This is a genomic window from Nostoc sp. JL34 (assembly GCF_017114945.1).
GTDB lineage: Bacteria > Cyanobacteriota > Cyanobacteriia > Cyanobacteriales > Nostocaceae > Nostoc.
Genome location: NZ_JABXKQ010000027.1, coordinates 1 through 14,334, shown reverse-complemented (window position 1 = coordinate 14,334; position 14,334 = coordinate 1). Strand labels below are relative to the sequence as shown.

Below are 14,334 nucleotides of genomic sequence, written 5' to 3'. Positions count from 1 at the left end.
TTACATTAACCTGAGATGCTACCTAATTAGGTAAGTTTGACAATCCTTTGCCCGTCTCAAAGATGAAACTGCTTATCGTTGAGGATGATAAAGATACAGCGGCTGCTCTCACCACTTCTCTGGTAGCACAGCAGTTTACAGTTGATACCGCTAGTGATAGTCGATCGGCACTGGAGTTAGCCGAAGCAACAGAGTATGACCTGATCGTGCTAGATGTCATGCTACCCGACGACAATGGAATTCGCCTGTGTCGTCAACTAAGGAGGCAGAATCAGCAAGAGCCTATTTTGCTGCTCACAGGGAAGATTGATCCGGCAGATAGGATAGCAGGTTTTGAGGCAGGAGCAGATGACTATATTACCAAACCCTATGAGCTATCAGAACTGCTAGCTCGGATTCGGGCATTACTGCGACGAGGCAGCACAGTCTTAACCAAAGTACTCTGCTGGGGTCAGTTGCAGCTTGATCCGAATAATTGCGAAGTCATGTGTCAAGGAAAAGGCGTGCATCTCACACCTAAAGAATACAAACTGCTGGAGCTATTTTTGCGACATCCGCGGCGAATTTTTGACCGAAGGACTCTGCTCGATCGCATCTGTTCGATTGATGAATGTCCTGGTGAAGAAGCTGTAACAACTCAAATTCGGGGGTTGCGGCGCAAACTCCAGATGGCTGGGCTAAATTGCGATCCGATTGAAACATTGTATGGGCTGGGATATCGGCTGAAATCTTTGCCAGAAGAGCGGGAGCAGGGGTCGGAGGACGCAAGGACGCGGGGACACGGTGAGGAAGTCGGAGTCTCGACGGGAACCAGAGCTACTCCGGTCTTCTCCCTTCGCGTAGCGTCTCTAAGAGTTGGGGAAACGCCAAAGGCGATGGGGTCTTTGCAAGTGGAGAATGTGGCATCTAATACTCCAACTTCCTCATCGCAAAGCGGCTCAATCTTAAGTGCTGGTTCACAGCATCTTCCCATCCTTGCGTCTTCCTTATCCTACCCACTGAATGCAAATCGATATGATGCAGAGGTGGAGGCAGTGGCGGCAATTCAGCAGATGTGGCAGGATTCTCAGGAGCGATTGCAGAACCAACTAGCAAAGCTGGAGGAGGCGATCGCCCACCTCTTTACTAATACTCTCACCCCTGACCGACGGCAGTTCGCCTACACCCTCGCCCATCGGCTGATTGGCTCTTTGGGGGCATTTGGTATGCCGCAGGCAGCAGAACTTGCCCGCCAGATAGAACACACCTTCAAAACACCAACGGCTGCTGTGCAATCAGAGGAAGCGGTTCAACTAAAATCGCTGCTTGGGCAACTCCGGCAAGTTATCCAGCAGTTACCTACTTTTGCTACAACATCGCCCACTTTAGTACTGAAGTCTAGCGATCGCCTGGTTTTGTTGATTGATGATGATACTGACTTGATTGAGCAAATGCAGGCAAATGCCCCAAACTGGAGCATTCACCTGGAAACCGCCACTGACCTCACTCTTGCCCGCCAACGGCTTCAGTACCTCACGCCCGATGCCATCGTATTGGATCTTACCTTTCCCAATACTACCGAAAGCGGCTTGACCCTGCTGGCACAATTGAAGCACCAATTTCCCACTATTCCCGTGCTGGTGCTGACAGGACTTGGCGATTTAACCAAGCGCCTAGAAGTCAGCCGTTTAGGAGCCAACGCCTTTCTGCAAAAACCTGCCATGCCTAACGAAGTGTTTCAAGCCGTCAGCCAACTCCTCTACCGAATTGACACTATCAATGCCAGACTGCTGATTGTGGATGACGATCTAGTATTGTTGTCCCTGTTACAAGCCCAACTGCAACCGTGGGGCTTTCAGGTCACAACTTTGGCAGATTCAAGCCAGTTTTGGCAAGTATTGGAAGCCACCACTCCCGATCTGCTGTTGTTGGATGTCGCTATGCCAGTGTTTAGCGGCATTGAATTGTGCCAGGTAGTCAAGAGCGATCCGCGCTGGAGTCGGCTACCTGTGTTCTTCTTTTCGGCTCATGCCGATGCTGATACCCTGCACCGGGCCCTGGCTGTGGGGGCAGATGACTATATCTTAAAACCAATTGTAGAAGCCGATTTGATTCAGCGAATTTTAAATTTCAATTCTTGTAGGCATTTAAAATAATTCGTAATTGATAATTCATGAGGTAGTCCGGTCTTCTCCCAAAGGGCCACCGTGTACACACAAGTCTTTTAAAGTTGCTGTGTAATGTAGGGTAGGTTAATTTTTAACCGTTAGATTTTACAGTGAAATACTACTGGTAAAAATTAGTAAGCCGACTACGAGAAGCAATCGGCATAACAAATTTATGATAATTTAGTTGCAATTTAGCCGTGAGTTGCACCTTGAGGAGGACGCGAGACAACTTTTTTGGCTAAACCCAAAGTCTGCAACACTGAGATACTCCACCAAGTAACATCAATCTCCCACCAAGACAACCCAGATTTTGCCATGTGGGGATAAGTATGATGGTTGTTGTGCCATCCTTCTCCATAAGTGACGAGGGATACCCACCAAAGATTACGAGCGCCATCATTGGCATCAAAGGTGCGATAACCCCAAAGGTGTGATGCTGAGTTCACAAACCAGGTTGAATGCCAAAGCAAGACACATCTGAGAAACACTCCGTAGAATACAAAAGACCATCCTCCTAAAGCATATAGCAGTAGCCCGAAGGGTATTTGTAATAGCAAGAAGTAGCGATCCAGCCAGCAATAAAAGGGTTGTCTGGCTAAGTCAGGGGCATATTTTTTATAGGTGTCATAGTCAAAAAATTCTGGACGTGGGTAAAAAATCCACAATATATGGCTCCACCAAAATCCTCTTTGAGCAGAGTAGGGGTCTAAATTGATATCTTCTGTGTGGGCGTGATGCTGGCGGTGTCCACCTACCCAAAAAATTGGCCCCCCTTGCAAAGCCAACGCTCCAATGAGGGCGATCGCATACTCTAACCACTTAGGAACCTGGAAACTTTTATGGCTCAGTAGTCGGTGATATCCCAAGCAAATACCAATGCTCCCGAATAACCAGTGGAGAAACACTAGCAAACCTAATGCTGGCCAGGAGAAAAACCAAGGAGCCAGAAGTGCTAAAGCATGAAATGTAGCAAAAAATACTACATTTGTCCAACTGAGTTGAGGTGAGTTGCCTCTCTCAGGGGCGATCGCCCCAAAATTTGCGGTCATAAAAATTCCTGTTGATGGATGATGAAGCGATTTGCCTTTTATCGGATGCCATCCCACAAGGGATTTACCCGCCCTGTATACTAGTTCGTTACAGTAGAATAAAGCAAGTATCACTTACATTTGTTATGCTAGCAGAACTCTGATACTTCCTGCAAGTGCCACTTGCATTTCTCTATGTCATCTCAACTCATTTCCACTCGTCAACGCCTGATTCAAGCTGCACTTGAGTTGTTTTCTGCTCAGGGAGTTAGCGCTACCACAACCCGCCAAATTGCTGAAAAAGCCGAAGTCAACGAAGTGACTCTATTTCGGAATTTTGGCAATAAGCATGGACTGCTTTTGGCTGTGCTGGAAGAGTCCGCGGCCTTCAAGGATTTAGGTGAATCGCTGGTGCGGCGGGCAACACCTCCGGGCAATGTTTACCAAGCTCTTAAAGATTATGCAAGTGATAGCTTACATGCATTAGAACGGGTGCCAGAGTTCGTCCGGTCTGTGGTCGGTGAAGCCGACCAATTCCCGGCAGAAAATCGCCGCGCACTAGGCAGGGGAGTAACAGAGGCAAACCGCTATGTAGCTCAGTATTTAGCTACTGTAATCCAGCAAGGACACTTAAATACCTATTTACCCGCAGAAAAATTAGCCAGTTTGCTGAATGGGATGATCTTGGGATATGCCGTAATTGAGTTCACCAGCGAATTTCACGAACTTTGGGAAGATCGAGATGATTTTCTGGAAAATTTGGTGGAATTGTTTTTACATGGAGCGATGTCATCCTCAGCAGAATCAGCAACAAACTGCTTACAAGGAGGGTTTATCACCACAGAAGTAGCTGATTTACCAGCTACTTTAGTTCACGAAATTCTGCAACAAGCTAGGAAATTGGGAATCCGAGATTATGCCTTGGCTTACGTGTTATTTGGGGCTGGATTATCCGTCACAGAAATAATTAGCTTGCAGCGATCGCACCAAATCTACGATGCTCAAGGGCACTTCCTACAAATCACAATCCCCGGATTTGTCCGTCAAGTGCCGGTGAATCAGTGGATTTTGGGCAAACGCTACGGCTCTTTTACCAATAATCCCTTAATCAAATGGCTGAAAAGTCGTAAAGATACTCAAACAGCCATGTTTCTGAATGATATAGGTACACCCATCTCAGAATCAGAACTTGAGACACGTTGGCAAGCATGGAGTGAAGGACTATTAACTCCCCAAGGACAAACGCCAGCGATCGCCCAGGCACAACAAACTTGGCGCGTAGAAATGTTAATGCGAGGGATCGCCTTAGAAAACCTGAGTATTTTCACAGCCTGCGATCGCACCCAATTACAACCCTATGTCCGCCGAGCCAAAGAAAAAGCCGCCCTAGAGCAAGCGACTCGTTTGGATCATAAATCGGTATAGGGTTTTTAGGAGTGGGGAGATGGGGGCAAGGAGAATAACCAATGCCCAATGCCCAATTAATTCAACGGCTCCATAATGGCTCTTAAACCTTTACTAGAAAGGGTTTTTAGCATTTCTTTCGCGTTATATTCACTGCTAAATACTCCTGCTTGCATAACTCTTTGACCTTCCCAAACGGTGGGAAACGCACCAGGAGCAAGCGATCGCACTAAATCTTTATCCTTATCACTGAAGAGTGTCACTACTACGCGATAACGGATACCGAACTGTGTTGCATTACTACGATATGGAATACTTGCAGAACTTGTTCGTATATTGCCAGTATTAGCAATGGGGATATTATTATCAGGAAGTGGTAAAACTGCTGAAGCATTTGGGGCAGTAGCTTCTAATATTGGTAATGACTGCTGTGTTTGCTCCCTCATACTTGGAACTGGTGGCTGTACAACTGCATTGGATGGATACTCAGGGGCAGTAAACTCAATCGTATTAGGATCAATCCGCACATAATTTAACTGTGCTGTATTAGACAACTGTGCAACTTGAGTGTTAGTTGGGATTTGTCTAGCAGACAAACTGCTAGGAGTCGGAAATCCAGCGACTCTAGGGGTGGACAGTTGTTGATTGGATATAGGTGGGGAAAGTTGTACATTGGCTGGTACTAATGGCAGCAATTGACTGTTTAATTGTGTAGAAACAGGATTATTTGCTGAAATACTGTTGCTGGTTTGCCTATTGGTAGTTTCAGAGATTTCGGGAGCTGAAAAGGTGATTTCGGCGTTTGCTGGGATTTCTCGTAAAACATTATTGGAAGCAGGAACAGATTGAGAATTTTGGGTTGCTAGTGCTGTTGTCCCGTTAATGTCTACTTTGCCAGTGATGCGATCGCTCACAAGATTGTTACCAGCAGCAGAAATTACCTGTTTAGCAGCGCTGGCGTTAATGTCGTAGCGGCCATTATTTTGAAATGTATTACCCCCAGGTTCGGATGCACTACCCAAATCTGGCATTGCTTGAGCGATCGCAACTAAACCATCTTCTTTATTATCTTGAATAGAATTATTCCGCAAAATCGGGCGGGCATTTGCTTGTACCACAATTCCCGATCTATTGTTCTGAATTTGATTGCCGATGACTATAGGAGTGGAATTTTGGGCAATATTAATCCCAAAACCCGTTTGGTGAAAGACGTTTTCCTTCACTTGGGGACTGGAGTTACCAGCAATTGTGATGCCATTGGCTCCATTGCGATCGAAGTAATTCTTGCTAATGGTGGGTGTAGCATTACCACTGACAGAAATCCCATCTTGGGTACTGCCACTAAATGTATTTTCTGCGACTACCGGATTGCTAGATTCAATCCATAAACCGTAACCACGGCGATTAGGGTTTGTCACCGTCACACCAGTCAGTACCGCTTGGTTTGCCCCCACAATTGTCACGTTTTGACCGGCAAAACTCCGACTCAGGTAATCACCGCCTCCTTGAATAATAATGTCCTTACCTTGATTGCTAGGGTTGCCTTGAATTGAAACACCCGATTTCAGCATTAAGGGAAATTCTTCTCCTGTCTCAGCGCTATAAGTGCCTGTGGAGAGCATAATCACAGTGTTGGCGTTAGCTAATCGCAACGCTTGGGTAATCGTTTTTACAGGAGCAGATTCGCTGCCGTTGCCTGCCTTGTCATCTCCAACATTAGGGTTGACAAATAACACGTTAGCCAGAGAAGGTGTTTTCTCATTCAGAGGTGCTGAATCTGGTGTCGATGGAATCTGAGCGATGCGAGAGGCTTCTCTTTCAGAGACGCTAACGCGAATGCCAACGGCGAGCTGCGCTAACGCACTATCCAGGAACGCTATACTTGCCAATCCTATACCTAGGGTAAAAGATAATACTGACAAACTAAATAATAAAAGCCTTGCTGATTTCAGAAACTTCAGCTTTGCAAGCAAAACATCTACTTTACTGTACTTAGGAAAAACACGAGGGAGAATCATATTTAACACGACTCCTTAGAAGTAATAATAAATTCTTATACTCTTAGAGAGGATTATGTCGATAATATTACTCACATATTGACTGATTGGCGATATTTCATACAGAGTAATAAATGATATTAGACTTCTTCAGAAATTAATTATGTGTTGCCCAAAATCCTTGGTAAGTACAATTGATGAATTGTGCCTACGTCATTTTCACGCCTATATCTATTAGATGTAGGAATGAAATTAAATATGCGTTATCCAGAACCCTTGTAGAGACGTAGCAGTGCTACATCTCTACATTCATTTTTCACTCATATCTCTATTGTGGATTTCCTCTTCTCAGTCCTTTGTCAGCTTGTCGTTTACCGTAAAATACTTGACTAAGCTTAGTGGGAAACTGTAGCCTCAAACTACCCTTATCACTGTCTATAGGAACATGGGATAATTTACCGTAACCCTCACTACTACGTTGTTTTGCGTAGATTCAGCAAAAATCTAGTAAAAAAAAGCAAATTATTTAACTATGGTTACTAGGACTTATGATAATTCACACTTTGATGAAAGCACTAATGGGGTTGTTGTAATGGTCGAGCCATACAGCCAAAAAGAGCAAATACAGCAAGTTGTTTACCGCATTTTAGATGCCAATTTAGATCGGGCTCGTGAGGGCTTGCGAATTATCGAGGAATGGTGTCGGTTTGGATTGAATAATGCCCAGTTGGCTCTTGAATGCAAGCGCTTGCGACAAGATGTAGCCAAGTGGCATACCTCTGAATTGCGGGCGGCGCGAGATACACCAGGCGATCCGGGGACTGAGTTAACCCATCCTCAGGAAGAAGAACGAGCTAGTATCAAATCGGTGTTGCAAGCTAACTTTTGCCGCATAGAAGAAGCATTACGGGTGTTGGAAGAATACAGTAAGCTTTACCAGCCAAATATGGCTAAAGCTTGTAAGCAGATGCGCTATCAAGTTTATACCCTAGAAAGTAGTTTAATGGGACATCAGCGCCATCAATTGTTATGGCGATCGCGTTTGTATCTTGTTACTTCCCCTAGTGAAACTTTGTTGAACAATGTCGAAGCTGCACTCAAAGGGGGATTAACGCTTTTACAATACCGCGACAAAACCACAGATGATTCTTTGCGTCTGGAACAAGCTAGAAAATTACGGCAGTTATGCCACATCTACGGCGCTTTGTTCATCGTTAACGATCGCGTGGATCTAGCCTTGGCTGTCGATGCAGATGGGGTGCATCTGGGACAACAAGATATGCCTATTGCCATCGTTCGGCAATTACTGGGTTCCCAGCGTCTGATCGGTCTCTCTACCACAAATAAAGAAGAAATGCAAGTAGCAATTGCTGAAGGTGTCGATTACATTGGTGTGGGGCCAGTTTATGAAACTCCTACGAAAGTAGGTAAAGCAGCAACAGGGCTAGAATATGTCAGGTATGCTGCCAAAAATTGCTCAATTCCCTGGTTTGCCATTGGGGGAATCGATGCCAACAATATCAATGATGTGATCGATGCTGGAGCCGAACGTGTAGCAGTGGTGCGATCGCTCATGCAAGCCGAACAGCCTACCCTTGTAACACAATATTTGCTCTCCCAACTCAATCGCATTAAACCAGAACCTTAAAAGAGTCATTAGTCATTAGTCATTTGCCCAAAGTAGAGTAACCAATACCCAATTTCCAATTCCCAATGCCCCACACATATATTATGTCTAATGAGATTACGATTCAGGTAAATGGGGAAACCCATAGCTGTTCGTTGCAAACTTCTTTACCCGACTTACTGCAACAGTTGGGTTTTAACCCTCGATTGGTGGCTGTGGAGTATAATGGCGAAATTTTACACCGCCAGTTTTGGTCGGAAACAAAAGTGCAACCAGGCGATCAATTAGAAGTGGTAACTATTGTTGGCGGTGGTTAGTTGATATGAGTCAGCAAGCCCAAATCTGTAAGGCTGCGTCGTGTAATCTCGATGCGGGTAGGTGCATCTTCTGGTTTTTGCATATCAAGAGTTGTAGCGAAAAAGTAGACGTTTTTGTTTTGCTCTAAATAACCCACGAACCAACCAATATTTGGTTTAGTACTCGTTAACCATCCCGTCTTTCCCCGTAATGTGTATTCTGGAGTTTGTTCACGTACCATAATGTCTTTGACAAGATTTATTGTCCGTTGCGAGAAAGGCAAATCGCCTTGATATAATCGTTGCAAAAACTTAATTTGCTCTTTGGGTGTAATTTGTAATAGCTGCTGTTGTAGCCAAAAACGATCAATGTCTGCGGCAGTGCCAATCTGACGGTTTCCGTAGCCTACTTTGTTAATAAATTGCTGCATTCGTTCATATCCAGCTCTACGTGCCAGTACTTGATAGAACCAAACAGTTGAATCCTTAAAGGCTTGACGCAAATTTGTATCATGATTCCAAGCATCAATTTCTCGGTGAATTCCATCCCAAGTGAGAACCGCCACATCATCAGGAATTACACCTGTTTCTAGTGCCACCAGCGCGTTAAAAATCTTGAATGTTGAAGCTGGAGCAATTGCAGTTACATTACGTTGAGGATTGTGTTCATAGATGCGGTTGTTTTTTGAGTCGTAAATCAAGATAGAGCCTTCACGCCCAAATTCCTGAAAGTGTCGCCCCAAATTTGGCGCTTTAACAGCAGGACGTTCCGATGAGGTTGAAGCAGGTTGAGCCAAAACATACATTGTCCCAAAGGTAATCACGCTCACTACAGCAAGACATCCAATGACTGTAAATACAAAAGATTGTATTCGGCGCTTCGCGTAATGCCGAAAGAATTGCCCTATGTCAAACCAGATAGTTTCCATTACACATTTCATCACATCACAAGCGAGATTGTACACTGCAATCTTGCTCATTTACGAAGCCATTTGTTATGTCAGGTTCGGTTAAATACTTATAACATCTATCGGTTGGGTTGAGGAACGAAACCCAACGCTTGATCCTTGTTCATGTTGGGTTTCACTACCGTTCAACCCAACCTACATTAATAAGTTTTATTATCAGTAATCACCCGAACTTGATATTAAAGGCTATTGAAAAATAGGACTGATAATAAATTGCCATTATTAGTATTTTTTGAATCTCATCATTTAGGATTGCGATATATTAATGGCATTAGCTTTTGGCAATTACTAGATTTGCATTCATCTCACAAAATTGCGTTTTTTCCCTCTGATTTGTAAAGCGATCGATGAAGGGTTCTACGCTTGGCTAATTCTTTACCTTTGCGTCCGAGTTGCTCACGTAGTTGCTGATCTTTGCACAACCGATTGAAAGCTTGAAAAACTTCATAACCAGAATTAGGATTAACCAGTATGCCATTTTCCTCATGCTGAACTGTGTCTAAAACACCGCCTAAACGAGGGGCAATTACAGGCTTCCCGAAGTAACTTGCTTCTAGGTAAACGACACCAAAACCTTCCATACTATTAGGTTTAGTATCTAATAAAGTCAGCATAGCAAATATGTCACAAGCTGCATAATAACCTGCTAATTCCCGCTCTGGCACATATCCGGCAAAGTGGACGCACTTATCTACCCGCAAACGATGCGCCAGAGATTTCAGTTCCGATTCACTTGGCCCTTGGCCGCAGACTATATAGTGAACATCGACGCCAAAAGTTAGTAATAGTGGGATGTTATCAATTACTCGGTCGAAACCTTTATGTTTTACTAGCCTACCGATGGAGAGAATAACTATTGCTGATTCGGGAATGTTGTACGTCTGACGCACGCGAACACGTAAATCATCAAGACTACTGGGACTCGCTACATTATTACCAAATTTTTCTGGTCTGATTACTGGGTTAATGACGTGGGTAGGAGTATCTAATCGGAAAGCAGTTCTAAGATAGTCTCGTGTATAAGAACTGTTACAAACAATGCCTTCAGCGCGTTTGAGTGTTAATTTAAATAGCGATCGCAGCACGGGATTGTGTAAAGTACAAAGAAGATCGTTGCCGTGCAGATAGATAAAAAAGCGAATAGGTAAGAAATAGCTCAATAGCAACAGTGAAGGAAAATCATAGCCGTGGCCCCACTCTATATAACGGTAGTGATAGCGAAAATAGAGTTTAATTGCTAGGACAAATGAGCAGACGATATTGAGGAAAGGCTTCAGGATATTTCCCAGACAACCACTTTGCCAGTATCTAGGATAAGACCAACGATATACAGGAAATTTTTGACCTTCATCAAATACTTTATCTCCTGAGCAACTAGCCGCCAGCACAATAACTCGTTCTGGATCTTGGAGACAGCGATTGTAGATATATTCCCCAATTACAGCTTCTTTCGGGAGAAATATCCGGGATATGACTAGGATATCTGGGTATGCAGCTTTGTCTCTGATTTCGGCTGTTAATTGAGAAATATGTTCCATAATAAATTTGATAACTATATTTCAAATAATTTTTAATTTATTTACAATTAGGATTACTTTCAAAGCCATAATTATTATTTTATTTCTTTTAAAACGAATGTGTAGACAAATTTGAAGCTTATTTTAGAAGATTAGCCAGCCAGATGATTTTTTTATTGTGTTGATTTGATTTTTGCTGAAAAATTCTCACTAGTTGAGAATTTCTGTGCATGATGAACAATAAATAAAAGTTGGCACTTGTAGCCAAATTACTCAGTGAACAACTGTGACAAAAATTACGAAATTTGACTACCTTCAATAGAATATATTAAATATTCTCTACTGTTGTGCCAAAATGCCAGAACCTTGGATAAGTAGTTGATGGTTATCTTGTGTCTGGCTGGCTCTACTGATAGGCATTACGGAGACTTACTAGCTGGCTATGTATACGTAAATTTAAAGCCGCTAGATGTAGTAAATACTGTTCATATTAAAGAAATATTCTCTCATATTGTAACAAAACAAATAGGTTTAGGAGTGTTGGATACTGATTAAGGAGTAGTACTTATAAATATTCCCACTCAGCACTATTTCAGTGAAGTATTAAAAAAATTAGTCAAAATAATCACTAAAAAATCAAATCGTCTGTATAATTCAAAACTGTAGTCTGATAGTGCTAGTCCAATGACCTAGCAAGAATTGCTCCTTCGCAAATTTCTGTAATGATGAACATGTCTTCAGGTACGGTTCCCCAGTCGAGAAATCCCCCCTGCGATCGCTGCTAACCAAAGATAAGACGCGGTAAATTGAATATGTAGCCTCTCAAAAAAAATGCTACGTGAATGCTAGAAACTCGCTTGCTTGTTATGGGCTGGCGTTAGGGAGATACCGCAACACCCCTAAGAGCATGGGAAAAAATCATAAATAATTCTGTTTTTCAAGCGATTGTCTTATGCGTAAAAAACTACAACAAACCATCAAACCGCTGTTAAAAACCTTCTTAGCCCTAACCTTGGTGTTAGCTTTGGCTCTTGGTCACGCCGATGGCGCATTAGCAGCCCGCAGTGGAGGTCGCATTGGTGGTGGCTCCTTTAGAGCACCTTCCAGCCGCACCTATACACCGCGCACCTATGCACCTCCTGGCGGGGGCGGATACTATCCTGGTGGTGGTTTTGGTGGTGGCTTTGGCTTTCCCTTCCTAATTCCCTTCTGGGGTATTGGGGGAGGATTTGGTGGTATATTTTCCATCTTAATTTTCTTGGCGATCGCTAATTTCTTATTGCAAACTTTCCGCCGTGTCTCTAGCGGTGAAACTGGAGAAGCAGATTACAGCAGTAACTCTCCTGTTTCTGTAACTCGTTTGCAAGTAGGTTTGTTAGCTCAAGCCCGTGAATTGCAAAATGAACTCAATCACATTGCTGAAACTGCTGATACTAACACCCCAGAGGGGAGAGCAGAAATCCTCCAAGAAGCCAGCTTAGCTTTACTCCGCCATCCTGAATACTTTGTATATGCAGGTGGTGGCACTCAACAAGCCAGTTTGAATTCAGCTGAAGGTCAGTTTAATCGGTTGTCACTGGCAGAACGCAGTAAGTTTAGCGAAGAAACTCTTTCTAATGTCAACAACCAGCTAAAAGCAGCCCTTGCTAAAGATGCTTTACCTGCGCCTGGTGAACTCGACAACCCCACCCGCCTATTTACCGAAGGCCCTGGTGAATACATTATCGTTACCTTGCTGGCGGCGACACTAGGTAAATTTGAAATCCCCACAGCGATTAACAGTGCTGATGATTTGCGTCAAGCTTTGCGGCAAATTGGTAGTATCCCCAGTGAGAAACTTCTGGCAATTGAAGTTCTTTGGACTCCGCAAGCTGAAAATGATACCCTGACATCTGATGATGTGTTGGCAAATTATCCTGATTTGAGACTTGTTTGATCTTTAAAAAATTTCGCGTTAAAGCACTAAGAAAAAACTTTGCGTCTCGGTGCAATAAATAAGTTATCTCTTGAGTGCAATAACTAAAAAACCGCTTGTCAATGACAAGCGGTTTTTTGTAGAGTTGATATCATCTCCAAATAATTGGCTATGATTTCCACACTCATTACACTCCACCTCTTAATTCCCTTCCTACAAGCTCTTAAGGGAGACAAAGCGTAGCTTCGGCTCTTTGGGGTTCTCCAGTTTTAATAAGCAATCAAGCAGACGCGATCTTAGATATACTTAACTATGTTTTAGAAAAATAATTCCTAGCCTAGACTTTGGTAATATTATCAAAATGCATTATACGTAAAGCGTTATCTTATGCCTAGTGTTGAAGCCGACGAAAACCGAGAGCATCGCATTAAAACAGAGATTATTGTAGATGCTGAAGACAAAGAAGACCGCGCTATGGGTTGGTACTACTACCTCGAAGAAACTCTGAATTTTCCCTTTGTGGCTAAATGGACTAAGAAGGGACGCAAATCAGGTTCTGTCGAAGAGAAGCAAGTGGAAGTGCTGGGAATGGCCCCAGATGAGGAGTGCTTAAAAGATATGTTTGTAGAAGTGGCTTATATTAATGGTAAGGATGAAGATGTATATTCTGCAAAATTGTCTGAAATAGCAGCCATTGATGCTGACAGTGAAACTCAAGAAGCGATCGCAGACTGGCTTTATTGGATTGCTAGAGGTTATAAGTTTTAAATTTCTAGGACAGATACCGAATGACGCGGCAGGGATTGCCAGCAGCGACAACATTCTCAGGTATATCTTTGACAACTACACTGCCAGCACCAATAGTTGTGTTATCAGCAATAGTTACACCTGGACAAATAATTGCACTGCCACCAATCCAGACATTATTACCAATGTTAATTGGGGCAGCTAATTCTCTACCAGAAAGACGAATTTCCGGCTCTACAGGATGATAAGCAGTATAAATTTGCACATAAGGAGCGCATAAGACATTTTCACCAATGTGAACTGGATTACAATCTAAAATTACACAGCCATAGTTCATATACAATTTATCGCCAGCGAAAATATTACTCCCATAGTCACAGTGAAAGGGTGGCACAATTGATACTTTGTCGCCTATCTTTCCAAATAATGCTTGCAAAATTTGCTGTCGTTGCTCTTGCTGTTCTTCAGTTGTAGAATTGTATCTTCGCAACAGATGACTAGCTCGCTTACTCTCGGCAGCCAATTCTGGATCTTCGGCAAGATATAATTCGCCTGCGAGCATTTTCTGTTTTTCGGTTTTTTCCATAACAGATTTATAGAACCCATTTGATATCTTTTAGACGAGCAAGTAGAATCAACAGAAATTAGGTGCATTGAAACAGTTTAGGGTTGAAAATGGGGTATTCAA

At 43.2% G+C, this 14,334-nt stretch carries 11 protein-coding genes; 6 read left to right on the top strand and 5 right to left on the bottom strand.

The features are described from left to right. Positions 1–62 precede the first annotated feature (62 nt). Positions 63–2,135, top strand: a complete 2,073-nt coding sequence (locus HWQ44_RS04240) for a response regulator (protein WP_292715286.1) — start codon at positions 63–65, stop codon at positions 2,133–2,135. A gap of 203 nt (positions 2,136–2,338) precedes the next feature. Here HWQ44_RS04240 and HWQ44_RS04235 read toward each other — a convergent pair whose 3' ends face one another. Then, positions 2,339–3,196 carry a fatty acid desaturase gene (locus tag HWQ44_RS04235; protein WP_292715283.1) on the bottom strand — a complete coding sequence of 286 codons (858 nt, stop codon included), beginning with the start codon at positions 3,194–3,196 and terminating at the stop codon, positions 2,339–2,341. 174 nt (positions 3,197–3,370) lie between these two features. On the opposite strand from HWQ44_RS04235, the gene HWQ44_RS04230 reads away from it, so the two are divergent. Continuing rightward, a complete protein-coding gene (locus HWQ44_RS04230; protein ID WP_292715280.1) occupies positions 3,371–4,600 on the top strand; it encodes a TetR family transcriptional regulator in 1,230 nt (409 codons plus the stop codon). Between the two features lie 56 nt (positions 4,601–4,656). On the opposite strand, the gene HWQ44_RS04225 is transcribed toward HWQ44_RS04230, so the two are convergent. Next, complete coding sequence (locus tag HWQ44_RS04225) at positions 4,657–6,597, bottom strand: DUF1565 domain-containing protein (RefSeq protein WP_292715277.1); 1,941 nt, start codon at positions 6,595–6,597, stop codon at positions 4,657–4,659. A 511-nt stretch (positions 6,598–7,108) separates the two neighbouring features. Between HWQ44_RS04225 and HWQ44_RS04220 the strand changes: the two genes are divergently transcribed. Both HWQ44_RS04220 and thiS read left to right on the top strand, forming a co-directional pair. Continuing rightward, complete coding sequence (locus tag HWQ44_RS04220; RefSeq protein ID WP_292715274.1) at positions 7,109–8,224, top strand: thiamine phosphate synthase; 1,116 nt, start codon at positions 7,109–7,111, stop codon at positions 8,222–8,224. A gap of 83 nt (positions 8,225–8,307) precedes the next feature. After that, positions 8,308–8,520, top strand: a complete 213-nt coding sequence (gene thiS, locus HWQ44_RS04215; RefSeq protein WP_292715272.1) for a sulfur carrier protein ThiS — start codon at positions 8,308–8,310, stop codon at positions 8,518–8,520. Here thiS and blaOXA read toward each other — a convergent pair. Together blaOXA and HWQ44_RS04205 are read right to left on the bottom strand one after the other, a co-directional pair. Continuing rightward, positions 8,517–9,428, bottom strand: a complete 912-nt coding sequence (gene blaOXA, locus HWQ44_RS04210; RefSeq protein ID WP_292715403.1) for a class D beta-lactamase — start codon at positions 9,426–9,428, stop codon at positions 8,517–8,519. The genes thiS and blaOXA overlap by 4 nt on opposite strands. Positions 9,429–9,772: 344 nt before the next feature. Continuing rightward, complete coding sequence (locus HWQ44_RS04205; protein ID WP_292715269.1) at positions 9,773–11,005, bottom strand: glycosyltransferase family 4 protein; 1,233 nt, start codon at positions 11,003–11,005, stop codon at positions 9,773–9,775. Positions 11,006–11,936: 931 nt separating this feature from the next. Between HWQ44_RS04205 and HWQ44_RS04200 the strand changes: the two genes are divergently transcribed. Beyond that, positions 11,937–12,920 carry a DUF1517 domain-containing protein gene (locus tag HWQ44_RS04200; protein WP_292715266.1) on the top strand — a complete coding sequence of 328 codons (984 nt, stop codon included), beginning with the start codon at positions 11,937–11,939 and terminating at the stop codon, positions 12,918–12,920. 366 nt (positions 12,921–13,286) lie between these two features. Further along, the gene (locus HWQ44_RS04195; RefSeq protein WP_292715264.1) at positions 13,287–13,667 is read left to right on the top strand and encodes a calcium-binding protein; all 381 of its coding nucleotides are present in this window, start codon (positions 13,287–13,289) and stop codon (positions 13,665–13,667) included. A gap of 4 nt (positions 13,668–13,671) precedes the next feature. On the opposite strand, the gene HWQ44_RS04190 is transcribed toward HWQ44_RS04195, so the two are convergent. Continuing rightward, the gene (locus tag HWQ44_RS04190; protein ID WP_292715261.1) at positions 13,672–14,232 is read right to left on the bottom strand and encodes a sugar O-acetyltransferase; all 561 of its coding nucleotides are present in this window, start codon (positions 14,230–14,232) and stop codon (positions 13,672–13,674) included. Positions 14,233–14,334 lie beyond the last annotated feature (102 nt).